General features: G+C 61.5%; 26 protein-coding genes and 2 pseudogenes. 10 read left to right on the forward strand and 18 right to left on the reverse strand.

Annotated elements, in window-relative coordinates:
• Positions 1 to 782: 782 nt before the first annotated feature.
• Positions 783 to 1,061 (forward strand): tyrosine-type recombinase/integrase, encoded by a 279-nt coding sequence (locus HAP40_RS28615; RefSeq protein WP_246741280.1) that lies wholly within the window; start codon positions 783 to 785, stop codon positions 1,059 to 1,061.
• Positions 1,062 to 1,511: 450 nt separating this feature from the next.
• Here HAP40_RS28615 and HAP40_RS28620 read toward each other — a convergent pair whose 3' ends face one another.
• The 11 genes from HAP40_RS28620 to HAP40_RS28670 all read right to left on the reverse strand — a co-directional run bounded on the left by HAP40_RS28620 (position 1,512) and on the right by HAP40_RS28670 (position 13,265).
• Positions 1,512 to 2,213, reverse strand: a complete 702-nt coding sequence (locus HAP40_RS28620; protein WP_166814617.1) for an SDR family NAD(P)-dependent oxidoreductase — start codon at positions 2,211 to 2,213, stop codon at positions 1,512 to 1,514.
• Between the two features lie 30 nt (positions 2,214 to 2,243).
• Positions 2,244 to 3,050 carry a glutathione S-transferase gene (locus tag HAP40_RS28625; RefSeq protein ID WP_166814616.1) on the reverse strand — a complete coding sequence of 269 codons (807 nt, stop codon included), beginning with the start codon at positions 3,048 to 3,050 and terminating at the stop codon, positions 2,244 to 2,246.
• A gap of 73 nt (positions 3,051 to 3,123) precedes the next feature.
• A complete protein-coding gene (locus HAP40_RS28630) occupies positions 3,124 to 4,323 on the reverse strand; it encodes an ABC transporter substrate-binding protein (protein ID WP_166814615.1) in 1,200 nt (399 codons plus the stop codon).
• 73 nt (positions 4,324 to 4,396) lie between these two features.
• Entirely contained in the window at positions 4,397 to 5,557 is a 1,161-nt protein-coding gene (locus HAP40_RS28635; RefSeq protein ID WP_166814614.1) for an iron-containing alcohol dehydrogenase, read from the reverse strand.
• A 96-nt stretch (positions 5,558 to 5,653) separates the two neighbouring features.
• Entirely contained in the window at positions 5,654 to 6,664 is a 1,011-nt protein-coding gene (locus tag HAP40_RS28640) for an NAD(P)H-dependent flavin oxidoreductase (RefSeq protein ID WP_166814613.1), read from the reverse strand.
• Positions 6,665 to 6,684: 20 nt separating this feature from the next.
• Positions 6,685 to 7,872, reverse strand: coding sequence for an acetyl-CoA C-acyltransferase (locus HAP40_RS28645; RefSeq protein ID WP_166814612.1), 1,188 nt, complete (start codon positions 7,870 to 7,872; stop codon positions 6,685 to 6,687).
• Positions 7,873 to 7,885: 13 nt separating this feature from the next.
• Entirely contained in the window at positions 7,886 to 9,016 is a 1,131-nt protein-coding gene (locus HAP40_RS28650) for an acyl-CoA dehydrogenase family protein (protein ID WP_166814611.1), read from the reverse strand.
• 25 nt (positions 9,017 to 9,041) lie between these two features.
• Entirely contained in the window at positions 9,042 to 10,223 is a 1,182-nt protein-coding gene (locus HAP40_RS28655; protein WP_166814610.1) for an acyl-CoA dehydrogenase family protein, read from the reverse strand.
• Positions 10,224 to 10,234: 11 nt separating this feature from the next.
• Positions 10,235 to 10,972, reverse strand: coding sequence for an SDR family oxidoreductase (locus tag HAP40_RS28660; protein ID WP_166814609.1), 738 nt, complete (start codon positions 10,970 to 10,972; stop codon positions 10,235 to 10,237).
• A gap of 45 nt (positions 10,973 to 11,017) precedes the next feature.
• Positions 11,018 to 12,571: a class I adenylate-forming enzyme family protein gene (locus tag HAP40_RS28665; protein ID WP_414645348.1), complete on the reverse strand. Its 1,554-nt coding sequence runs from the start codon at positions 12,569 to 12,571 to the stop codon at positions 11,018 to 11,020.
• Between the two features lie 55 nt (positions 12,572 to 12,626).
• Positions 12,627 to 13,265 carry a 2-hydroxychromene-2-carboxylate isomerase gene (locus HAP40_RS28670; protein WP_166814608.1) on the reverse strand — a complete coding sequence of 213 codons (639 nt, stop codon included), beginning with the start codon at positions 13,263 to 13,265 and terminating at the stop codon, positions 12,627 to 12,629.
• 205 nt (positions 13,266 to 13,470) lie between these two features.
• Here HAP40_RS28670 and HAP40_RS28675 point away from each other — a divergent pair, with 205 nt between their 5' ends.
• Positions 13,471 to 13,968, forward strand: coding sequence for a winged helix-turn-helix transcriptional regulator (locus HAP40_RS28675; protein ID WP_166814607.1), 498 nt, complete (start codon positions 13,471 to 13,473; stop codon positions 13,966 to 13,968).
• A 476-nt stretch (positions 13,969 to 14,444) separates the two neighbouring features.
• Here the strand turns inward: HAP40_RS28675 and HAP40_RS37400 are convergent, their stop codons facing one another.
• On the reverse strand, positions 14,445 to 14,897 hold the full coding sequence (locus HAP40_RS37400; RefSeq protein ID WP_414645349.1) for a HEAT repeat domain-containing protein: 453 nt from the start codon (positions 14,895 to 14,897) through the stop codon (positions 14,445 to 14,447).
• Between the two features lie 161 nt (positions 14,898 to 15,058).
• Positions 15,059 to 15,397: an acyl-CoA dehydrogenase family protein gene (locus HAP40_RS28680; RefSeq protein WP_166814605.1), complete on the reverse strand. Its 339-nt coding sequence runs from the start codon at positions 15,395 to 15,397 to the stop codon at positions 15,059 to 15,061.
• On the opposite strand from HAP40_RS28680, the pseudogene HAP40_RS28685 reads away from it, so the two are divergent.
• Both HAP40_RS28685 and HAP40_RS28690 read left to right on the forward strand, forming a co-directional pair.
• Positions 15,324 to 15,579, forward strand: a pseudogene (locus tag HAP40_RS28685) (hypothetical protein). The gene HAP40_RS28680 and the pseudogene HAP40_RS28685 sit on opposite strands and share 74 nt — an antisense overlap.
• A 170-nt stretch (positions 15,580 to 15,749) precedes the next feature.
• Positions 15,750 to 16,052, forward strand: coding sequence for a plasmid stabilization protein (locus HAP40_RS28690; protein ID WP_166814604.1), 303 nt, complete (start codon positions 15,750 to 15,752; stop codon positions 16,050 to 16,052).
• Between the two features lie 230 nt (positions 16,053 to 16,282).
• On the opposite strand, the gene HAP40_RS28695 is transcribed toward HAP40_RS28690, so the two are convergent.
• Together HAP40_RS28695 and HAP40_RS28700 are read right to left on the reverse strand one after the other, a co-directional pair.
• A complete protein-coding gene (locus tag HAP40_RS28695) occupies positions 16,283 to 16,750 on the reverse strand; it encodes a PPC domain-containing DNA-binding protein (RefSeq protein ID WP_166814603.1) in 468 nt (155 codons plus the stop codon).
• A 5-nt stretch (positions 16,751 to 16,755) separates the two neighbouring features.
• Complete coding sequence (locus tag HAP40_RS28700) at positions 16,756 to 17,316, reverse strand: type 1 glutamine amidotransferase domain-containing protein (RefSeq protein ID WP_166814602.1); 561 nt, start codon at positions 17,314 to 17,316, stop codon at positions 16,756 to 16,758.
• Between the two features lie 142 nt (positions 17,317 to 17,458).
• Here HAP40_RS28700 and HAP40_RS28705 point away from each other — a divergent pair, with 142 nt between their 5' ends.
• On the forward strand, positions 17,459 to 18,226 hold the full coding sequence (locus HAP40_RS28705; RefSeq protein ID WP_166814601.1) for an SDR family NAD(P)-dependent oxidoreductase: 768 nt from the start codon (positions 17,459 to 17,461) through the stop codon (positions 18,224 to 18,226).
• 22 nt (positions 18,227 to 18,248) lie between these two features.
• On the opposite strand, the gene HAP40_RS28710 is transcribed toward HAP40_RS28705, so the two are convergent.
• Positions 18,249 to 18,470: an HAD family hydrolase gene (locus HAP40_RS28710; RefSeq protein WP_246741279.1), complete on the reverse strand. Its 222-nt coding sequence runs from the start codon at positions 18,468 to 18,470 to the stop codon at positions 18,249 to 18,251.
• Positions 18,442 to 19,104: an HAD family hydrolase gene (locus HAP40_RS28715; protein WP_246741278.1), complete on the reverse strand. Its 663-nt coding sequence runs from the start codon at positions 19,102 to 19,104 to the stop codon at positions 18,442 to 18,444. The genes HAP40_RS28710 and HAP40_RS28715 overlap by 29 nt, the downstream gene beginning before the upstream one ends.
• A 77-nt stretch (positions 19,105 to 19,181) precedes the next feature.
• Here HAP40_RS28715 and HAP40_RS28720 point away from each other — a divergent pair, with 77 nt between their 5' ends.
• Complete coding sequence (locus tag HAP40_RS28720; RefSeq protein WP_166814600.1) at positions 19,182 to 19,328, forward strand: hypothetical protein; 147 nt, start codon at positions 19,182 to 19,184, stop codon at positions 19,326 to 19,328.
• A gap of 1,190 nt (positions 19,329 to 20,518) precedes the next feature.
• Here the strand turns inward: HAP40_RS28720 and HAP40_RS28725 are convergent.
• Positions 20,519 to 20,737, reverse strand: coding sequence for a hypothetical protein (locus HAP40_RS28725; RefSeq protein ID WP_166810878.1), 219 nt, complete (start codon positions 20,735 to 20,737; stop codon positions 20,519 to 20,521).
• A gap of 207 nt (positions 20,738 to 20,944) precedes the next feature.
• On the opposite strand from HAP40_RS28725, the pseudogene HAP40_RS28730 reads away from it, so the two are divergent.
• From HAP40_RS28730 to HAP40_RS28745, 4 genes and pseudogenes are all read left to right on the forward strand, one after another.
• A pseudogene (locus HAP40_RS28730) lies at positions 20,945 to 21,252 on the forward strand (hypothetical protein); the annotation flags it as partial.
• A gap of 476 nt (positions 21,253 to 21,728) precedes the next feature.
• Positions 21,729 to 21,932: a CsbD family protein gene (locus tag HAP40_RS28735; protein WP_166814599.1), complete on the forward strand. Its 204-nt coding sequence runs from the start codon at positions 21,729 to 21,731 to the stop codon at positions 21,930 to 21,932.
• 65 nt (positions 21,933 to 21,997) lie between these two features.
• Entirely contained in the window at positions 21,998 to 22,174 is a 177-nt protein-coding gene (locus tag HAP40_RS28740) for a DUF2934 domain-containing protein (protein WP_166814598.1), read from the forward strand.
• A gap of 125 nt (positions 22,175 to 22,299) precedes the next feature.
• Positions 22,300 to 22,569 (forward strand): hypothetical protein, encoded by a 270-nt coding sequence (locus HAP40_RS28745; RefSeq protein WP_166814597.1) that lies wholly within the window; start codon positions 22,300 to 22,302, stop codon positions 22,567 to 22,569.
• Positions 22,570 to 22,922 lie beyond the last annotated feature (353 nt).

The raw sequence follows: 22,922 nt of genomic DNA on the forward strand, positions 1-22,922 counted from the left end.
GTTGATGGACGCGGTCGCACGACGGACCAGAATAAAGGCCAAGACGCGTGAATCGTGAACCACAGATCGCTGAAAGGCCCCTGGCGAGCTTTTTCAGATTGCCAGGCTCGGCGCCTTCATCGGCGGGGGGTCTACGGAAGACTGATAAGCTTTCGCATATTACCTTATCAGTTCGCCAACTGAGTCCATTTCGGCATTTTCCCTACCAGTTAGAAAACTGACTCGATTGCACGCAGCCTCAATATGGCGGCCTTCTCGGTAGCTGCGTCCATTCAGTTGCGGTCGCCATTGAGGCCCCAAAACCGAGAAACAGCCCCGTATTCGACTGCTCGCTGTCCAGTCTTCAACTGAAGTCCATCGGACTTCGGAAGGCGATGAGTCATGGGTTATTCGCTTGGGGACTGGCGCTGCGAGCCAGCCGCGTATTTACGGCTCTTAAATATTTCGACGACGGTATCGGACCAGCGGTTCGTCCGAGCTTTTCTTGCGAGTCCATCTGGGCGGCGGCCGCTCTACGTTGCAGACCGCAAGGATAAGATCTGGACCGAGCGCGACATTGCCGCGTTTCTCGCGGTCACATCCAGCGAGATCCAGCTCGCGCTGATCTTGGCTCTGTGGAGCGGGCAACGGCAGGGAGACCTTCTGCGTCTACCATGGTCGGCCTACGAGACCCCGTACATTCGCCTTCGCCAATCAAAAGGTGGGCGCCGGGTCGCGATGCCCGCTGGCGCACCCTTGAGGGCCTTGCTCGATGCGACGACCCGCCGGGGGCCGGTTATCCTGTGGACCTGCTGGGCCGCCCCTGGACGTCCGATGGCTTTCGTACGTCGTGGGCGAAGGCTTGCGAGCGCGCCGGTATCGACGGCCTGACGTCTCATGATCTGCGCGGCACGGCGGCGGTCCGCCTCGCGATCGCAGGCGCCAGCGTGCCGCAGATCGCGGCCGTCACCAGTCACTCGTTGAAGGACGTCGTGGCTATTCTCGATGCCCACTATGTCGGTCGTGAGATGCAGCTCGCAGAAGCTGCCGTGCTGAAGCTCGAAGCGAGAACAAAACTGTAAGCGGTGGCGTCAACGGCTCCGGTCTTGCCGCTTGCTCAAACCGCTAAGTGTTTGATTTATATGGTGGGCGCACCAGGGCTCGAACCTGGGACCCGCTGATTAAGAGTCAGCTGCAGGCTGAGTACAATTAATGACTTACCAGTCGCACCACTGAGCTTATTCGGACGAAAACAGGCATCCGTCGCACGATTTGAGCAGCCTGATGCCGCCAGCAACGACAAAAAATGAATCGCCGACCGATTCTGGCAAGAGCTCCCGAAACCGCCGGGGGCCACACTTGGCGTAGGGCCTACCTCTATCGCATGGGACGCTTTCTCTGCGCGCCACGAACGCCTTTCGGAGAGGGACCGTGACCTCCCACGGTCCCTGAAGGCCTGGTTCACTCACGAAAGTTTCGCCGCTTCTGAAGCAGCAATCTGCCACACCCTGCCGGCAACGAAGCGCTTCTCGCTACCAGCTTTCTCCAAACGGTCGCAATTCGACGTTGAACGACCATGCGCTTCGGTCCTGGTGGGCGACGTGCCAGATCTCGTCCGCGATGGCGCGCGGCTTAATGAAGAAATCGTCCGGCCGATCTGGCCAACGTTTCCGTGTCCACTCCAGGTCGATCACGGCATCGACCACGACGTAAGCGACGTGAACGCCCTGTGGCCCGAGATCGCGCGCCATCGCTTCGGCCAGGATGCGCTGCGCCGCCTTGGTCGGCGCGAAGCCGGCGAAACCGGCTTTGCCGCGCAGGGCCGAGGTGTTGCCGGTGGCAACGATCGCACCCTTTCCGGCCGTCACCATCGCGGGGACGAACCGCCGCGCCAAATACAGCAGTCCCATGGTGTTGACCTGGAAATTGCGATTCAGGATCGATGGATCGATCTCGCGAAATGTGCCGAACGCACCACCGACGGCGTTGTGGATGACCACGGCGGGATAGCCGAGATCGCGCTCCACGGCCGACCCTACCGCGTCGATCTGCTCGGGATCGGAAACATCGCAGCGGAATCCTTTCGCGCCCGGCAGTTCCTTCTCAAGGGCAGCGAGACGCTCCTCGTTCCTGGCGAGCAGAGCGAGGCAATAACCACCCTCGGCAAACCGCCTGGCGAGAGCGGAACCTGTGCCAGGGCCGACACCGGATATCAGGCAGACAGGCGCGGTCATGCGATTAGTCTTCCACGTTCGGCCGGCAGGTCAGTTGCCGGCCTTCGCCAACAGCTTTTCGACGTATGGCTTCAGATCAGGCTGGAAATGCACGTGCTCGACGAGACGAGCGAAATGAGCAAAGGTCCGCGGATACTCATCCTGCAGAGCCGGATGCAGGATCCTGTCCAGCCCGTGCTTGTGCAATTGCTCGGCCCGCGCATGCTCATTCATGAACAGCGCAAACTCTGCGGCAAAGCAGATATCGGCCAACGATAATCCCGTACCCACCAGTGCCTCGCGCCGCGGGGACAACGCCTGTTCGATCCCCGATGCATAGATCGCAAACGCTTCCCTTGCTCGCGCGTGAACGGCCGCATCGACCGTGCCGCCCGACAGCGCCAGGAGATAGATCTGCGAATCTCGGGCAAACACCAAGCTGACGTCGAGAAAGCTGTCGATCCTGGACGCCTCATAGGCATCGCGCCCGTAGAGCGTGGACTTCGACTCGCCGAGCCGTGCCACCGCCCGCATGATGCTGTTCGATTCGAAGATCCCGATTTTGCCATTAGGCCCGAAGGCAGCAGGCACATTGCCGAAGGGTTGCGCTTCCATAAACGCATCGGTCTTGAAGAGTTGCGAACCGGTCAACCCAACCCGACCGGTTCGCGCCAGCGAAGATAGCGAGACGCGTTCATGCTCCGCCAATGGGCGGGCGTCATAGTCCCATAACCAGTCCCGCAACTCCTTGGGGGGAGCTCCCCTGACCTCGACCTCCACACCGCAGAACCGCGCTGCGATGGTCACCTTCCAGACCCGGGGGTTCGGCAAGTAGGAGAATATCCGCAACTCAGCCATGGTGGACTCATCCTGATCGTTTCCGGCCCTCGTCGGACCACCTCGAGGCCTGGAACGTCATGCGACAGATGGGTTACTCGGAGCTCGCGTCAAGGATCTCACCGAACGGTTCCCAGCGGCTCCCGGTCCAGCGCTGAAGCTGCAGTTGCGTCCAGACCATGTTGTTGGTTTCGCTGGTGTTGATCCGGATGCCCGGCAGTGCTGTCGACAACATGAAGTTCTTCAGCGATTTCGCCTGCTTGAGGACGTTCTCGCGCGAGAGGTCGTCGCCGCATTGCTTGAGGATCTGTTCCAGCAGCATGCCCTGCTGATAACCGGTCAGATAACTCGTATTGGTGATATCGGAGCCTGCTAGATACCGATCGAAGAAGGCGCGATAGGCCTTGATGGCCTCATCGTCCTTCCACCTCTCGTCGTTTGGATCCTTGTTGAAGGTGCCGACGATGACGCCCACTGAATTCTCCAGCCCTGCCGGCTTAATCGTTCCGGCAATCGACGACGACGGGAAATTGATCAGGATCGTCGGCTTCCACGCCGTCTCGGCCGCCCGACGGATCGCCTGTGCGGCGAACTTGGGCGTGCCCGCGATGAACAGCGCCTGCGCGCCGGAGCTCTTCAGCGCCACGACCTGCGAGTCGATCGTCGGCTCGGTGACCTCGTAGCTGGCGGTGGCCACGCGCTTGTCGAAATCGGCGCCGAGAACTGCCTTGAAGGCGCTGACGTAGTCGCGGCCGAGATCGTCATTCTGGTAGAGAATGGCGTATTTCGCCGAGGGCAACGCGCGCATCAGATATTTGGCGTAGATCTTCCCTTCGGTGTCATAGCTGACGAGCCCGGTGGTGGTCAGCGGATAGTCCTTGACACTGGTGAACTTGCTCGCGCCAGTGACGATCGCAATCGTCGGCACGCGCTTGGCAGCCAGATATTTCGCCACCGCAGTGTTGCCTGCAGTACCGAGCTGGCTGAACATGAACGCGACTTCGTCGCCCTCGACGAGTTTTCGTGCATGCTCCACCGACTTCGGCGGGCTGTAGGCGTCGTCGAGCATCAGATAGTCGATCTTGCGTCCATTAATGCCGCCGCGCTCGTTGACCGATCGCATATACGCCAGCACGCCATGTCCGACCTGGCCGATCGAGGAAGCAGGCCCGCTGAGCGGAAAGATGCCGCCAATCTTGATGCTTGTCCCGGTGACGCCGACCGGATCGGCTGCCCAGCAGGGTGCGGCTGCGGCGATCAAGAGTGCACAGGCCAGTCGGATGCTCCTAAACATCACGTGTTCCTCCAATGTTGCTTTTGCGCGCGGCCTTCCGTGCGGCAGGCCGTGATGGACCCTTGGCGCTTCTTCAGGCGGCTAATTTGAGAATCTTGACGACGTCCGCGGGCTCACGGATCGGCTGAGGATTGGCCCGCGTGAAGATCGAGAGCATTGCGTTCTTGCCGATTAGCTCGAAGCGGTCCTCGGCAACGCCGACGTCCGCGAGCCTCCGTGGCAATCCGAGCTCCGCGATGAATGTCGCGAAAGCGTCGCTGGCATCCCGTTGCGGTGCGCCAAGCGCCGCTGCGACCAACGTCTGTGCGGCTTCCGTGGCGGGGCGATTGTATCGGAGCACGCTTGGCATCATCACGGCCGTGCAGAAATAATGCGGCACGTCGCAGGTCCCACCGAGGACATGGCCGATGGCATGGCTGGCCCCCATCGGAACGCGCGACTGCAACCCGAAGGCCGACATCCAGGACCCCAACTGACAGTTCAGGCGCGCCGCTTCATCGTTCGGATTGTCCTTGGTGCGTCGGAGTCCGGCATACAGATAGTGCAAGCCCTGCAGGCATACGGCGTTGACGAGCACATTGGGACGGCTGGAGCAGATCGCCTCGATGCCATGGTCCATCGCGCGCGTGCCGGACCCGAGCCAGAGTTTCTCGGGCGTGTATTTCGTGATCGCTGGATCGAGGATGATGCTTCGCGGCATCATCATCGGATGATTGAAAATCTGCTTCAGCTTGCGGCCGGTGTCGGTGACCAGCGCACCCGAATTGTATTCGCCGCCGGAGAGCGTGCTCGGGATGGCGATCATGCGTACCTTCGGAGCCCGGAACGGCCCGAAGCGGCGATCCGGCGTGGTCTCGAATCCATCGAGCCCCATCGGCTCAAAGATCTCGTGCTCCATGCACATCAGCACGATCTTTGTCGCGTCGACCACCGAGCCCCCGCCGATTGCAACGACCAGGTCGGCCTGAGCGTCCTTGGCCTGCCGGGCGATCTGCGTGACCACGTCCCGGGTCGTGTGCTGCGGTACGCCGTCAAAGGTCGCGGCATGGCGCGCACCGAGCGCCGTCCGGATCTTCTCGATCTCGTCAGTCGTGGTGTTGAGCGTGCGGCTCGCGATCAGATAGACACGCTTGGCACCCAGCCGCTCGGCCTCCTCTCGCAACGCCTCAGCCGCGGGCTCGCCGTAGATCACGGATTCCATAGTGGGGTATTGATGGCTACCTACGACAGGCATGCTCTTCCTCCCTGATGTTCTATTCTCTGCACCGCTGCGGCGTCAGCATCGCGACGCCGTCAGCCACCCGGTCTTGTGCTCGTATCTCGCCCTTCATCAGGCGACCGCACGGGCCCGCTGCGTCTCGACCTTGCCGTCGAGGAAACCGGTCAACCGCTGGCGGATGATCGCCTCCGCTTCCGCCATGATGCGGTCGATCAGTTCCTTGACCGTCGGGATGTCGTGGATCAGTCCGACCACCATGCCGCAGCTCCAGGCCCCGGCATCCATCTCGCCATCGACCATCACCTTCGGATAGACGCCGGTCACCTGCTCGAGGATGTCGTCGATTTTCAGACCTGCGCCCTTCTCGCGCTCGATCTCGAGCAATTCGCTGACGCCCTTGTTCTTCAGCACGCGCTCGGTGTTGCGCAGGGCGCGCATCACCAGCACGGTGTCGAGCTCGGTCGCCTTGACCAGCGTCTGCTTCACGTTGTCGTGGACCGGCGCTTCCTTGGTGGCGACAAAGCGCGTGCCCATGTTCATGCCGGCCGCACCCATTGCGAGCGCGCCGACAAGACTGCGTCCGTCCGCCATGCCGCCGGAGGCCACGAACGGGATCTTCAGTTCGTCCGCCGCCCGCGGCAGCAGGATCATGTTCGGGATGTCATCCTCGCCGGGATGACCGCCGCATTCAAAACCGTCGACACTGACGGCGTCGCAGCCGATCTTCTCGGCCTTCAGCGAATGGCGCACCGAGGTGCATTTGTGGATCACCCTGATGCCCGCCGCCTTGAGCGCCGGCATATAGGCCTCCGGGCTACGGCCCGCGGTCTCGACCGCCTTGATTCCGCCCTCGCGAATCGCGGCAATGTATTCCGGATAGGGTGGGGCCGACAGCGTCGGCAGGAAGGTGAGGTTTACGCCGAATGGCTTGTCGGTCATGTCGCGGCAGCGCGCGATCTCCTTGGCGAGGAGTTCCGGCGTCCTCTGGGTCAGGCCCGTGATGATGCCGAGACCGCCGGCATTCGACACGGCCGCAGCCATCTCGGCGAAGCCGACATAGTGCATGCCGCCCTGGATGATCGGATGCTGGATGCCGAACAGTTCGGTTATTGCTGTCTTCACGTGAATACTCCGTCTTCCGATCAGTGGACGATTTCGAACAGACCGGCCGCACCCATGCCGCCGCCGATGCACATGGTCACCACGCCGTATTTCGCCTTGCGCCGCCGGCCTTCGATCAGGATATGCCCCGTAAGCCGCGCGCCGGTCATGCCATAGGGATGACCGATCGCGATCGAGCCGCCGTTGACGTTGAGCTTGCTGGGATCGATGCCGAGCTTGTCGCGGCAATAGATCACCTGAACCGCATAGGCCTCGTTGAGCTCCCAGAGATCGATGTCATCGAACTTGAGGTTGTGACGTTTGAGGAGCCTCGGGATCGCAGCGACCGGGCCGACGCCCATCTCGTCGGGCTCGACGCCGGCGGCAACGAAGCCGCGGAAGATGCCGAGCGGCTTCAAGCCCTTCTGCGCCGCGATCTTGTCGCTCATGATCACGCAGGCGGAGGCGCCATCGGAGAGCTGGCTGGCATTGCCTGCGCTGATGGTCTTGCCCTCGAACACAGGCTTGATCTTTGCAAGGCCCTCGGCGGTCGTGTCCGGACGCGGGCCCTCGTCCTTCGACAAGGTCACCTGCTGATACGTCACGTCCCTGGTGTCCTTGTCGACCAAGGCCATCTTGGTCGTGATCGGTACGATCTCGTCGTTGAAACGACCGCCCTGCCGCGCCGCGCCGACCCGGCGCTGGCATTCGAGGCTGTATTCGTCTTGCTGGTCGCGGCCGATCTTGTAACGCTCGGCGACCACTTCGGCCGTCTCCAGCATCGACATGTACATCTCTGGCTTCATCGTCATGAGATCCTGATCGATGGCATGGAACTTGTTCATGTGATCGTTCTGCACCAGGCTGATCGACTCGATGCCCCCGCCGATGGCGATCTCGACGCCGTCGAGCATCACCGAACGCGCAGCCACCGCAATCGCCTGCAGACCGGAAGCACACTGGCGGTCGATCGTGGTGCCGGCCACGGTGACCGGAAGGCCGGCGCGGATCGCACCCTTGCGGGCGACGTTCATCACCATGGTGCCCTGCTGCATGGCGCAGCCCATCACCACGTCCTCGACCTCGCCGGGCGCTATGCCCGCACGCTTCACGGCCTCGGCCATCACGTGGCCTGCCAGGGTCGGACCATCGGTGTTGTTGAGCGCGCCGCGGTAGGCCTTGCCGACGCCGGTGCGCGCGGTCGAAACGATCACTGCTTCAGTCGTCATGTCTGCCTCTCTGCTAGGCGGCCGCATCGAACTGCGCGTAGCGCAGCAGGTGAAAGGCGGGATCGCCGAACTGGATGTTGATGGAGGAAATCCGCTTGAAATAATGTCCGACGTTCAATTCGTCAGTCATGCCCATGCCGCCATGCAGTTGCACCGCCTGGTCGGCGATGAACTTGCCGGCATAGCCAATCTTCGACTTGGCGCCCGACGCGAGACGCGACACGCCAGCCTCGCCTGCATCAAGGCTGAGCGTGAGATGCTGCATCAATGAAAGCGCTTCCTGATGCGCGATGAACATGTCGACCATCCGATGCTGCAGCACCTGGAAAGAGCCGATCGTCGTGCCGAACTGCTTGCGGGTCTTGGAATAGTCCAGCGTCGCGGCATTCAATTCAGCCAGCGCACCGACCGCCTCGGCGCAGAGCGCGCCGATGGCACGGTCGCGGCAGGCCTCCAGCGCGGCCACACCCTCGCCCTCTTCGCCCAGCAACTGACCGGCAACACCGCGCAGGCTGATCTCGGCCGCGCGTCGGCCGTCGATCGTCCTGAAGCTCTGCAGATTGAGGTTGGCGGCGCGGCGATCGACCACGAACAGGCTGACGCCGCCGCGATCGCGCTGCTGGCCGGACGTGCGCGCCGAGACGATCAGATAATCCGCCCAGGGCGCGGCGACAACCGCGGTCTTTTGGCCGGTCAGCATATAGCCGTTACCCTCGCGCCGAGCAGTGGTTGTGACGTTGGCGAGATCGAAGCGCGACTTCTTCTCGGTCCAGGCGAGCGCCCAGGTCGTAGTGCCAGCAATGATGTCCGGAATGAAGCCGTGTTTCTGTTCGGCGGAACCGGTACGCTCGAGCAGACCGCCGGCGAGCACAACGGTCTCGACGAAGGGCTCGACCACGAGATGACGGCCGAACTCCTGCATGATGATCATGGTCGACAGCGGACCGCCGCCGAGACCGCCGACGTCCTCGGAGAACGGCGCCGCCAGCAGGCCGAGCTCGGCAAATGACTGCCATTGACTGTGGCTGTACCCCTCCTGGCTCGCGAGGTTCTTGCGCCGCGCATCGAAATCGTACTGGTCGCGCAGCAGGCGCTGGATGCTGGATCGGAGCAGCTCCTGCTCTTCCGTGAACTGGATATCCATCCGATTCCTCCCGTGTTACTGTTCGCTAGAGACCGAGCACGGCCTTGGCGATGATGTTGCGCTGGATCTCGTTCGATCCGCCGTAGATGGAGAGCTTGCGCGAGTTCAGGTACTTCTCCGACGCGGTGTGACCATAGTCCGGTCCCGGCATGAAGTGGTTGGCGCTCATCGGATGCTCGCGAATTGCCAGCCCGTAATTGCCTATTGCGCGATGCGTCAGCTCGGTGATGTCCTGGAATATCTCGGTGCCACGGATCTTGAACAGCGAGGCCGCCGGCCCCGGATCGAGACCGCGGGCCATCTGGGCGACGACGCGCAGCTCGGTTGCTTCCAGCGCCAGCACATCGAGCTCGATGCGGGCGATGTCCCTGACAAATTCGGTATGCGCCGGATCGTCTGCGGGAATCTCCGCCTTCACGATCCTCTTCAGCTTCTCGATATAGCGCGTCGAGCGGCCGATGCCGGCCATGCTGGTGCGCTCATTGCCGAGCAGGAATTTGGCGTAGGTCCAGCCCTTGTTCTCCTCGCCGATCAGGTTTTCGACGGGAACGCGGACGTTTTCAAGGAAGACGTCATTGACTTCATGGGCGCCGTCGATGGTGATGATCGGACGCACGGTGACGCCCGGTGACTTCATGTCGATCAGCAAGAACGAAATGCCGGATTGCGGCCTTGCGGCCGGATCGGTCCGCACCAGACAGAAGATCCAGTCGGCATGCTGCGCCAGCGTGGTCCAAGTCTTGTGGCCGTTGACGATGTAATGATCGCCGTCGCGTACCGCCTTGGTGCGGACGGTGGCGAGGTCGGAGCCCGAGCCGGGCTCGGAATAGCCCTGGCACCACCATTCCTCGCCCGAGAGGATGCGGGGAAGAAAGTTCTTCTTCTGCGCTTCATTGCCGAACGTATAGATGACGGGACCGACCATGGTGACACTGAACGCCAAAGGCGGCATCGTGCCCGCGCGCGTAGTCTCCTGCTCGAAGATGAAACGGCGGGTGATGGACCAGCCGGGCCCGCCATATTCCTTGGGCCAGAGCGGCGCGATCCAGCCCTTCTTGTGCAGGATGCGATGCCACAGCAGCATCTGCTCCTTGGAAAGGTCGGTCTCCGGATTGGGGACGCGCATCTCGGTCGGATAATTGTCCTCGATGAACGCACGGACTTCGTCGCGAAACGCCGAATCTTCCGGGGATAGCGCGAGCTCCATGGGGCGCGCTCCTACCACTTCTCGCCGAAGGGACGGATCTCGAGCTCAAACGTCCAGGCGCTCTTGGGCTGTTGGTAGAGCTGCCAATAGGACGCCGCCACCGATGCAGGCGGCATTAGCAGGTCCGGATCGTCGAGCGCATTGGGGCCGAGCGCTTCGAGCCGGCGCTGGCGCACCCATTCGGTATCGACGCCAGAGTCAATGATAAGATGCGCGACGTGGATGTTCTTCGGCCCGAGTTCGCGGGCCATCGCCTGCGCGACGGCTCGCAGGCCGAACTTCGCGCTGGCGAAGGCGGCATAGCCGGAGCCGCCGCGCAAGCTCGCAGTCGCGCCGGTGAAGAAGATGTTGCCGCCCCCATGCGGCAGCATGAGCCGCGCTGCTTCGCGGCCCGCAAGGAAGCCGGAATAGCAGGCCATTTCCCAAACCTTCCGGAACACACGTTCGGTGGTCTCGAGGATCGGGAAGTTGACGTTGGCGCCGATGTTGAAGATGCAGACCTCGAGCGGCGCATGATTGTCGGCGTCATTGAGGAAGGAGATGATCTCCTCCTCCTTGCGCGCATCGAGCGAGCGGGCATGGATCTCGCTGCCGACCGCCTCGATCTCCTTGACCAGCGGCGCGAGCTTGTCGCCATTGCGGCGGCCAGCGAAGATGGTGAAGCCTTCCGAGGCGAATTTCTTGGCAATCTCGCCGCCGATAAAGTCACCGGCGCCGATCACCGCAACCGTCCTGTTTCTCTTCTGCATGGGACTTCTCCAGCTTCGTGAGATGTTGGAGCGATCTCGCCCGCCTCAGTTGCGGAGCGATTCCGCCAGCTTGTGTTTCAGGAGCTTGCCTGTCGACGTGGCCGGCAGCGCGTCCATGAGGATGATCTCGGATGGCCGCTTGTAGGACGTGAGCTCCGGCGCGACATGTGCCATCAAATCCTGCGCGGTTGCCGAGGAGCCCTTGAGGAGCTGGACGAACGCCACAATCTCTTCGTTGCCCGGGACCGATCGTCCGACCACGGCGCATTGCACCACATCTGGATGCGTGCTCAGCACCGCCTCGATCTCGGCCGGATAGACGTTGAAGCCGGAGCGAATGATCATCTCCTTGGTGCGACCAACGATGAACATCGCATCGCCCTCGAAGCGCGCGAGGTCGCCGGTGTTGAACCACCCTTCCGGGTCGATCGCTTTCGCCGTGAGGTCGGGCGCGCGATAGTAACCGCGCATGACGTTCGGCCCACGGACATGCAGTTCGCCGATGTCGCCGTTCGTCACGATCGCGCCGCCCCGCGCAACGATCCGGGCCTCGATACCCGGCACGAGGACTCCGACCGAATTGTCGCTACGCGGCGCCTCGGGCCGCACACCGGAAATTCCGGGCGAGCATTCGGTGATGCCGAAGGCGTTGCCGAGCGGCAGACCAAGCTCCTTCTCGACCCTTGCCTTGAGCTCGAGGTCAAGCGGCGCGCCAGCGACGCTCATCAGGCGCAGCGCGCCGCGCATGAGCTTGGGCAAGCCGGCCGTCTGCTTGTATTCCAGCAGCCGCTGGTAGGTGGCGGGCACGCCGTTCAAGAGCGTGATGCCTTCCTCGGCCAGCGCCTTGGCAAGCGCAGCGGGATTGTATTTGGTGACCAGCCGGGTCACACCACCGACCATCAGCGTCATCGTCAGCAGCGAGATGCCGACGATATGCGAGATCGGCAGCACGCAATACTGCACGTCCTCCGCCGTCATGCTCCGCAAGTTCGCGGTGGTCCTTGCGGAAAACAGCAGGTTCCGATGCGTGAGCATGACCCCCTTCGGCGCTCCAGTCGTACCGGACGTATAGATGAGCACCGCCACCTGACGTGCGCCGTCGGCCTCGACCGGCTCGGCATGCGTGTCCTCGTTCAGGACAGACACGCCGATGCCGTGGAGCGGACCAACATCCTGCACCGGAGCGTTGTAACGCGTGGCGTGCGAGGCCGCCTCTTCGGAAACCTCCGCCGTAAAGAACATGCGACGGGCGCCGCTGTGATCTCTAATCTGATCGAGCTCACGCGGCGACAGCCGCGGGTTAGCCACGATCGCCCAGGCATCGAGGCGACTGGCCGCGAACAGGAGGCAGGCGAGCGCGATCGCGTTTTCGCTCACGATCATCATCCGATCGCCGGCGCGGATGTCGAGGGTGCGTAGCGCCTCCGTCGTGGCGCCGACCGCGCGGTCGAGCTCGCGATAGGTCAGCGTGGTATTGTCTTCGATGAGCGCCGTCCGGTCGGGTGTGGTGGCAACATAGGGGTCCATCACCTCATGAATGCGCTGCGGCAACATCTCGGTGATTTCCGCTGCAGCCTGCTGCCAGTTCGCCAATGCCACCTCCCGTTGAAAGGCCCTTTGCGGGCTCGACTCGTTCCGGATATCCCCCGCCCGGTCAGGCGCTCTTGCGCCGCGCTGCGACCGATTGCGCCTGGATTTCCTCCTCGACGTCGCGCAGGCTGTCCTTGCCGAAGTAGATCTCGTCACCGACGAAGAACGTCGGCGAGCCGAACGTACCGCGCGTCACGGCGCTGCTGGTGTTCTCGATCAACCTCTTCTTGACGTCGTCCTGCTGAGCGCGGGCGCTGATGCGATCGATGTCCAGCCCTGATGACAGAAACGCATCGCGGAAGACCTGCGGATCGTCCATCTTCTTGGGCTCGACCCACATGTGGTGATAGGCAGCGCGGAAGTAGGGCTCGAACGCCCCCTCGAACTCCGCGGCAACAGCGCCGCGCATCAGCGCCAGGGTGTTCACCGGGAAGAACGGGTTCACCGTGAACTTCGTGATGTTGTGCCGGCGCAGGAAGCGTTGGGTCTCGAGCGCATTGTATTCCGGCTTGTTCTTGATCCCGCGCAGCGACTCGGCAGGCGACAGGTTGCCGGTCGCCTTGTAGACGCCGCCGAGCAGCACCGGCACGTAGTCGAACTTGACGCCGGTTCGCTGCTCGATGCCGGGCAACGCGAGCTCGGCGAGGTAAGCGTTGGGACTGCCGAAATCGAACTGAAACTCGACCTTGAGCGGAGCAGCCATGGAACGCCCTTCCCTTCGATGGCGGTGGTTGTTCGCCACCCGATTGATCGTGCTGCACCGATAAGGTTCTATTTTAGAACTGTCAATATGATGTTTATCATACAATGCCTATAACGATGCGCGAATAAGGGCATCCTATTGATTTACTGTGAGTTCCTATTTAGAATTTATTTGCAATGCCGCCACGGATTCGCTGGAGACGACAATGAAATGGGATACCCTTGAGGAGGAGCCATGCTCTCTCGCCCGTACCGTGGCGGTGATCGGTGACCGCTGGAGCCTCCTCATCCTGCGCGAATGTTTCTTGCGCATTCGCAGATTTGATGACTTCCAGACGTCGCTCGGAATCACCCGCCATCTGCTCGCCGATCGGCTGAAGAAATTCGTCCGCTTTGGCGTACTGCGCAAGATTCCGTATCAAGAAGCGCCGAAGCGCTACGAGTATATCCTGACGCAAAAGGGTCTCGATCTCTACCCGATCATCATGTCGATTGTGCACTGGGGCAACGTCCACATGGTCGACTCGCGCGGACGACCGCTGCTGCATGAACACAAGAACTGCCACAAGATGTTTGATCCTGTCATGATCTGCTCCGAATGCGGTGAGCCGCTGACGGCGACGGCAGTCCACGTTCATCCGGGCCCCGGCGCGAGACGGTCTTCGCCGACAAGCAACGGCGTTTCGGCGAAGAACGCTGGTTGACCTCCAACGTCTCAACAGCTCGATCCAGGAAGGCAGGCCCGCTGGAACGTTGTGGACGACTTCAACCAGCCAATGCATCCGCAGATGGCCTTGCCGTGGCCGAGCGCCTGGCGACTTGGCGTTGCGCAATTGGCAAACAGGATGGCAGGGTAGCTTAGGGTAGAAAGCCCCCGACCCGAACATTCTGGTTGTGACTCTGCGACCAGAATCGCGCCCGCGACGACCACCAAACCGATCTCTTGACGAGCCGATAGGCAACCGCCGTGGCTTCAGGCTCAAGTCCGAAACGATCGGTTCAAATTGGCACCAATCCAATCTCGGATTGTCCGATTTGTACATCGCCGCACCCACTATCTCCGAAGTCCTGTTTTCCTACCGAAGGGCAGCCCTTGCTAGTTCGTCAAAAGCCGCCGTTCGCACGCAATTCCTCGCCGGGCGAGAAATGGTCCGGAGCAGGTGGTCAAAATGAGCGACCGCTATCGGCGACGAGAGCCTTCGACTTCGGAGAGAGGCTCGGTGACTGACGCCGAGATCGTATTGCTAGAGATCGAACGAATCCGTGCAAGGCGATGCCGCCGGCACAAGGACTTCAGCTCCGGCGGCGGGGCGCCCTTCCCCTCGAGCATCACCAGCGCCAGCGCAGCCTCCACCCGCACGCTCGGATCCTCATCGCCCGCTAGCTGTCGGAGGGGGTGGAGCGCTTGTTCGATCCCCGGGAAGACCGGACCGAGGCGACCGAGATGCCAGGCCGCCAGGCTGCGGACGAAGGCAAGCTCGTTGCCCAACTCGAGCGGACGGCTTGCCGCGCAAGTCGTAACAGGAGGTCTGGCATGTAACCCATGCGGTCGAGGGCACCATGAACGGATGAACCTGCTTCCATCTTTGCGCGCAGAACCAAGCCGCCCGACAATTAAATCGTGGTTTTCCATCTTCCCCGGAAGGATGAGGATCTGTCTCCACAGACAGAAACCCCACCCTCCGCGAAGCTTCCGAAATGATCGATCTCAGAGCAACCGAGTTGTTTGAGACGGCGGCCGAAAGCCACCCATGCCCCCAAAAAGAAGGGGGGTAAGTGTCGCGCCGCGAGACTCTAAAACACCTTGTCCACGGGCAGACCCAGCGCGATCGAGCCAGCATACAGCTCTTGGGGTCCAGCCTGCAGCGGGTGGTAACGGGCGGCCTGAATGTCGCGGAAGCGGCGTTCAAGGCCGGTGGCGCGGAAGAAGCCGGCGCCGCCGGCGAGCTGCATCCCAAGCTCTACGGCCGCAATCGCGTGGCGCTCAACGAGTTGGCGGCCCATCATCACCTGGTTAATGGTCTCGGCCGACGGCGCATCCAGCCTCACGGCCGCCAGCATGGACTCGCGCGCAAGGCGTGCGGCGGCGAGCTCCGGCTGGGCGCGGTCGGTATTGTTGGAAGCTGGCGCCATCCTGGCGTGCGAGGAACACGGTTGGATGCAAGACCGAGCGGACCCTCACGCTCGCGATCGCCTTGGATGTCGCCAGACTGGATCCGCCACCTGGATTGTCGCCGGAGCAAGCGGCTGCCGAGATCAGCGCCGTGTTCGGATCGATCGGTGACACATGCCCCGAATGTCTCTCCCAAAACTGAATACGAAAGCTGGACGACTTCCCGCGCCGCAGGGCGTAAGGCGCCAAAAATCGTCGAGAGAGTCCTGCACCAGATCGTGTTCTTCCCGCGCCAATACGATCTCCTGCTATTGGAACCGTCAGGTCTTCCCAGTCTTAAACCGAATATTTTCAACCGACGGGAGGAGCGTCATGCCTCGTGGCGACAAGTCCAGTTACACCGACAAGCAGAAGCGCCAGGCCGAGCACATCGAAGAGGGCTATGAGCACCGCGGCGTTCCGGAGAAGGAAGCGGAACGGCGCGCCTGGGCGACCGTGAACAAGGAGACCCACGGCGGGAAGAAGAGTGGCTCGGGTCGTGGCGCCGAGGAAGATCATTCGCCGGCCCGCAAAGGCGGCCGATTGGGCGGCGCGGCCTCGGCCAAGCGGCCGGCATCGGAGCGCTCGAGGTCCGCCAAAAAGGCGGCCAAGACTAGAAAACGGCGCGCTGCGTAAGTTGCCATAAGGAGAGCAAGATGGGTCTCGAAGCCGTCTTTTTCCTTGGAGCGCTTGTACTCCTCACGGCACTAATCTATGGCGTCATCAGCTATCGCTACCGAAACCGTGCATTGGATCGCGTGGCCGAAGACGTCACGCGTGAGAGGTATCGAAGAGACGAGACTTAACGGCATTCCTTCACGACTGCCGACAAAGACATTGTATCGGCCAAGCCGGCACGATTGGCTTTAGTCGATGCTGCCCCCGTCTTTCGTCGCCGCGATATCGATCAGCGCTATGCCAAGCTCAGGCTTCTTCTTACGCCTGAGATGGGCTGGCGTGTCCGCCACGACAACTTCGAGTGTTGGTCGGACCTTTGCTTCGAGAAGGTGCCCGCCGCGAGTGGTCCCGTTGGCCAATCCCAAGACCACATGCACGTGAAGACTTGCCTTACCGTCGTCGCCGACGGCGATGTCGCCGATCGCGCTCAGCACTTCGCACTGCTCTGCGATTTCGATCTTCTTGTAGGTCTTCTTCTCGAAATCGAACCAACCAACCGTCGCTCTTTCGAAGGCGCCGATAGCGGTGAGCGACGCCGCGGTAATCCCCGCATCGTTCGCAAATTTGGTAAGCGTGGCGAACGCTTCCTCCCCGGAGTCGAGGATGATGACGCGGGTTGCGGAACCCGCCTTGCCCGACATCTTCACACTCTGCATTGTTGTCAGGCCGCGCTGCGCCGGGTGTGTCGACCTTCCTTGACCTCCTCGATGATTTTGTCACAGAAGGCCTCAAGATCACCCGGGTTGCGGGAGGTGATAACGCCCTGGTCCACGACGACCTCCGCGTCCTCCCACTTCGCGCCGGCGTTCGCCACGTCCGTCTTGATCGACTTGAATGACGTCAACTTGCGACCTTTCGCTATGCCCGTCTCGATGAGAAGCCAAGGGGCGTGGCAGACGGCTGCGACGATCTTCTTGGCATCGAAGATGTCCTTGATGAACTTCAGCGCCGCGGGCTCCACCCGCAGGAGATCGGGATTAATCTGTCCGCCGGGCAACACAACGGCGTCGTAGTCAGCAGCCGATGCCTGGTCGAGCGTCTTGTCGACCTTTACCGGTCGCCCCCAATCCTTCTTATCCCAGCCCTTGATCTCGCCTGCGGCGAGCGAGACTACATCGACCGTTGCGCCAGCTTTCTTCAGGCGCTCCTGTGGCACTTCCAGCTCGGCCTGCTCAAAGCCGTTCGCGGCGAGAATGGCGATCTTTTTGCCGGTCAAATCCATGGGACCAATCCTTCGAGTTGAGTTTTGTCCAACAATCGATCGTCTCGAATATCGTTCCTGAAAAGCCGGATCCTCGAAAATTAGGACCCGACGGCTGTGACGACGGTTATCCGGGGGGTAGACGCAGCAGGAGGCGTCCCGCATGGCGGACAGGTTCCACGGTAAGGTCGTCATCGTAACAGGTGCAGCTTCCGGTATCGGAGAAGCGACAGCACGCCGCTTCGTTACGGAGGGCGCGAAGGTTGCCTTGGTCGACCGCGATAAGGCATCACTGGAAAAAGTGGCCAGGAGTCTACCCGCAGACCAGGCGATGGCCCAAGCCGCCGACGTGTCGGATTCGAGCGCCATCGACGAAATGGTCGCAGCAGTCGTCGACCGCTTCGGTCGTCTGGACGTCATTGTGAACAACGCCGGCGTCCATGAAGGCGGCGACCCGGCTTCCATCACCAATGAGAAATGGCGGACGGTGATGTCGACCGACGTCGACGGCGTGTTCTACGGCTGCCGCGCGGCACTGCCCCATCTTGAAAAGACCAAGGGCTCAATCGTGAATACGGCGTCGGTCTCGGGGACTGGCGGCGACTGGGGCATGAGCCCCTACAACGCAGCGAAGGGCGCCGTGGTCAATCTGACGCGTGCTCTCGCCCTGGATCTCGGTAAGAAGGGCATCCGCGTGAATGCGGTGTGTCCCAGTCTGACGCGTACGGGCATGACGGAAGACATGATGGACGACAAGAAGCTGCTGGCGAAATTCGCCGAGCGGATCCCGCTAGGCCGCGTCTGCGAACCCGAGGAAGTCGCGGCCGTGATAGCGTTCCTGGCAAGTGACGACGCAAGCTTCATTACCGGTGCCAATGTGGCGGTGGACGGCGGCGTATCCGCCTCCAATGGTCAGCCGCCTCAAGAATAACCGCCGAGCGCCGTTCGCCGTCCTATTTTGCGAGCGCCGTGCTGTGGAAGCGTGCGTAGAGAGCGCTCGGTCCGGGGTACACTTCGACGCACCCCGCCTCTCGCAGCGGGCTTTCGGTGAACCCGCCGCAGAGTACGCCGATGGTCGGGATGCCGGCCTTGCGGGCGGCCACAGCGTCGTACGGCGTGTCGCCGATGGCGACCGCTTCGGCTGCTTTAATGCCAAGCTTCACCAGGCATGACATCGAAGATGTCCGGTGCCGGCTTGGACTCGTCGACATCTTCGGACGAGGTCGCGACGTCCACCAGATCGACGATTCCTGCAATGGCAAGATACTTCTCGAGTTCGTCCTTCTTGGCGGAGGAAGCGACGGCGACCCGAAGCCCCGCCTTGCGGACACGCCGCAAAAGGTCCGGAACCGCCGAGAAAGGACGGACGAGCGGCAGGTACGCCGACTTAAAGCGCTTACCGCGCCATTCGTCGAGGATCTGGCCGTGGTCCCTTTGCTTAGCCTCTGTGAGAAATACCGGAATGAGTTTGTCGCCGCCCTTCCCGATCTGGCTTCGCGCCTGCTCGAACGTGACGTCGCGGCCGCCGTCGCCCGTGGCGTGCCAGTGATCGCCGGGACACATCGCAACCGTCTGCGAATAGTCGGAGACACAGGCTTCCACCATCGCGCCCTCGTCGCCATAGGGCCGCAGCGAGTAGCCGAGCTGCCACCACGCGAGACTATCAGAACGTTTCGCCGAAAGCTGAATTGGAGCGATACGAGCCGAGCCGAGTTCGCATTCTGTTTCCACTCGGTCGTGCGTTTTGGAAACTGATGGCGCATTGACACCATTTGTTCCTTGCCGTGCTATCGGCAGACGAAACGCCATCGTCACAAATCCTCAATCTGCGAGCATTCTAAAACAGCCCGCCTTCATCATAGGCAAGCTATCAGGAAAAACGCGTCATGACCGAGCATCGCAACCGCCTGCGAGATGCGGCTCAAAGAGAGCTGCGTGAATTCGAGCGGAAGGAGAAGGAGTTCCGCATGAAGGATCAAGAAGAGCGCGCCGCTGAACTGCGATTGCCGCTAGAAAATATCAAAGTCCACTAGGCCATCGCGTTCACACGACTGTCATGGCACGTTTCTAGCTTGGCAGGCCGACGTGGGGCCCGGCGCGGCAGCTCCCCGCTCAGCTCTGGCCTAGACCACCAGACTGGCCGAGCGGGGAGCTTGCCGGCCGCAACTCAAAGAAGCTTCCGCCGGTCGAAAGCGGAGGGAGCTTTGTTCCTATTTTCCGTTCATCTTCGGGTCATTCATTGTCGCTCCGGGATTTGCCGATCCAGGACTGCTCGAAGCCCCTTGACCGCTCGTCGCCGCCGGAGAGTTGCCGCCGCCTCCACCCGAGCCCGCGCCGCTCCCGCCTGCGCCCGAACCAGCACCGGCGCCGCCGGCTCCGCCCGCTCCTGCACCTGCGCCTGCACCGCCTGCGCCACCGGCACCGCCACCGGCGCCACCGCCCTGTGCCGATGCGGCAGCGATCGATCCGAGTATGAACGCCGCCGTCAGCGCTATCTTCCCAAACTTCATGGTTGTTTCCTCCTGTTGAAGTCTGGTTGCAACCGACCGCTCTTTGCCTAGTTCCTAAGCTGGCGGTGTTTCAAGCGCGTCCGCGTGCCGCTGAAGGGCCGCGAGCGATTCACTTGCTTTAATGCAATCGCCGGCCGTTCGCCTTTTACTGCGGTGTGTTTCATAAATTTCTGTAGTTAGGGGCTTTCATGCGAAAATCCCGTGGGATCGCTTTTGCCCACCGTTTGAACGAACTCGTTGCTCAGCTCTCAGAATTGGAAGATCTACGAGACCGGGTCGCAGAAGCGGAGCAACGCGCCGCCTCATCCCATTTTACACGTTCTACTTCGCACTGCTTTCGGGCCCCTCCCCTCATAGAGATCTCGCTGATACTTCACCCGCGCGCGCCCCGCGCTCTCGAGCCCCTGAAGGGAGTTAGTCGCGATGAGGGCTAAGCTGAATAGGCGAGTTAACTAAGGTATGCCGGCGCGCGCCTTGAGCGCGGCGACCGCGCGGATCGCGATCTCCGCGCGGCCATTCATTCGCCTGTTCTTTCACTCCGACTGGCATTGCAGCGTCTGGCGCCGACATTGGTAAATTTCCACGTCGCACCGATGATCGCAAAGCCGCGCTCGGCGGCCTACAGCGTGCAATTGATGGTGATCGGGACATCCGCCGGGACGGGCCATGCACGCCTCCGCTACAAAGCCGGACCACGTACGCTTTTGGTGCGATCATTGCGGCAACGAAAGACCGTGCTTACTCACCCATCCTAGCACACACGAGCATACCAGGGAAAACAGGCCGCCCCACAGCCAGGAGCGGCGGCGCGCAGCAATGATGGATCTCAGATACAGGAATGCTCCGAGCAGCGTGCCGTAGTTTCTCCTGAAGTCGCCGTTGAGCTTGGCAATCTTCGACAGTTCCGACGACACATCGGCTTCATCGGCCATTGCGCTGGGTCCTTTCGCATCGTTAGAGCCAGCGTCTTATCAATCATTGTTTTGCCCGACGGAGCAAGACAAATTTCGGTATTTCGAAAGTTATTTTTCCAGATCGAAGCACTACTCGATATTGACCAACCTTTTGATGCGGTGCCGCAGGGACGCCTCTAGGCCTAGCGGCTTGCCTCCCGCTCAGTTCGCCGGAATCTATCTCGCATGAGCACCAAGTCGCGAGAGGTCATCTGGGGCGGCCGGATCCTAGGCGCGAAGATCCACGCCCAAGGAGCCCGTGAGCGCGCCCAGGAGGGCTGTACGTGAGGCCGACCGGGCGGAGGCGGAAGCCTGGTCCATCGCATGGAAGGCTACGGCGGTCCTGCCCAACCCTCTCCGACGATTGGCCAATGCCTCAACGGCGGGCTTGCTTGGCTGGAGGTCGAGTACGCGCGATGTAAAACGCGAGCCAGGCTCCCGTTCGTCGCCGTCCGACGACCCGGGATACGCCGCTCGGGAAACCCCAAGCTTCCCGCAGTGTCTAGGTTCGCTTCCGGCCGCCTCGTCAGCGTAAATCCGCGCTTCGTCTATTAGCGGCAAGTGCCTCGGCGCCATCGGCGATAACGGGACGATCCGACGCGAGAGCGCGCCTCGCGCCAGGCTTCAGGCGGAGCATGCAAGGTCCGGTTCGAGCCCTTTTGCGCAGATTTCGAAACTACCATTTCTTGCTGGTCGAACTCGCGCGAGCAGTCAGGCGTGTCAGGTCGACCGCGAGATTTTTTCTGACTTATGTCCACTTTTGGACCGCAACAAAAGCCGCTCGAGCGCGTCTACCGCTCATGGAGGGAGATGATCTCCGAAGACTTGCTCAACTTGTTCGAGGAGGCTGAGCGAACCGAAGCAGCCAAAACGTACACATGTTGACTGAGATCCGCTTTAGGACGCCTTGGCGCCCGAGACATCCGATGAACGGACCATCTTCGTCCAAGGTTCTGAAGGGAGATTCACAATGGACTGGAATCGTGTGGAAGGTAACTGGAAGGAAATGAAGGGCAAGGTCAAAGAGCAGTGGGGCAAGCTGACCGACGACGATCTCGATGTGATCGCTGGTAAACAGGATCAGCTCGAAGGCCGTTTGCAGCAGCGGTACGGCTACGCAAAGGACCAGGCTCGAAAGGAAGTCGACGACTGGTACGGACGCCAGAAGTGGTGAACAGCAAGGGCCCTGCCAACGCGGGGCCCTTCTTTCTCTATGCTAGCCGCTCAAGGAGCTAGATCATGACGGCGCCAACCGAAGACGAGATCCGAGCAAAAGCGTTTCAGCTATGGAAGGACGCTGGCGAACCTGAAGGGCAAGCGGATTCGTTCTGGCGTCAAGCCGAGGACGAATTAAACCGGGAGGGAACTGAACTCGGTGAACCTCCTCCCGGCCTGACCGACAATCTGCCGATCTAAAACACCATAGGGATGTGCTGAAGAGTCGAGTCTTCCACACCCACGGCGGGCAGTAGCTCGCGCGCGTTCCGAGGCTCAAGGGATTGATAATTTGACTCTGGCCAGCGGCTCGTCTCGATGGCGGCATGCCCCGCTCTGCTCAACGCCACACACCTACGCACGCCGACGGTCGGCCGCTCAAGATCACCTTCGGCGAAATGCGCGAGATGGGCTTACGCGGCGTCCTTATCTATTGCCATTGCGGGCACCACATCGCGCTTAACGCCGATCGCTGGCCTGACAATGTTCGATTATCCGATGTTGAGTTGCGCTTCGTCTGCGGCGCGTGCGGCAACCGCGGGGCCGAGGTCAGGCCGGATTTTGGGAGCGGCAAGCCGCCGCAATTCGCCAACTGAGGCGGGCTTACAGGCTCATGGAAAGGATGGTCGCCAAGCCCAAGGCCGCTATTGCCCACGCCAGCACATGAAACATCCAAGGCTGCATCCAAGGTTGCATCGTTGCCTCCTGCAAGGAGGCTGTATCGGGATCAGGCGCGCTAGTTGCGATAGATCAATGTCCTTGGAAAATCACCCTATGCTTAGAAAGACAGAACCGCGATTGCTGCGAGCACCGTATTGAGGGCACCAACTGCGATGATGGCCGCCGTAACAATCCGGTCATTGCTCATTTTACTTCCCCGGCGCTAATCCGGGAGATCCTATTACGACAATCTAGGCGGGAAAATGGTGGCGTTGCTGACCTTTGGGCG

This window comes from Bradyrhizobium sp. 1(2017) (genome assembly GCF_011602485.2).
GTDB lineage: Bacteria > Pseudomonadota > Alphaproteobacteria > Rhizobiales > Xanthobacteraceae > Bradyrhizobium.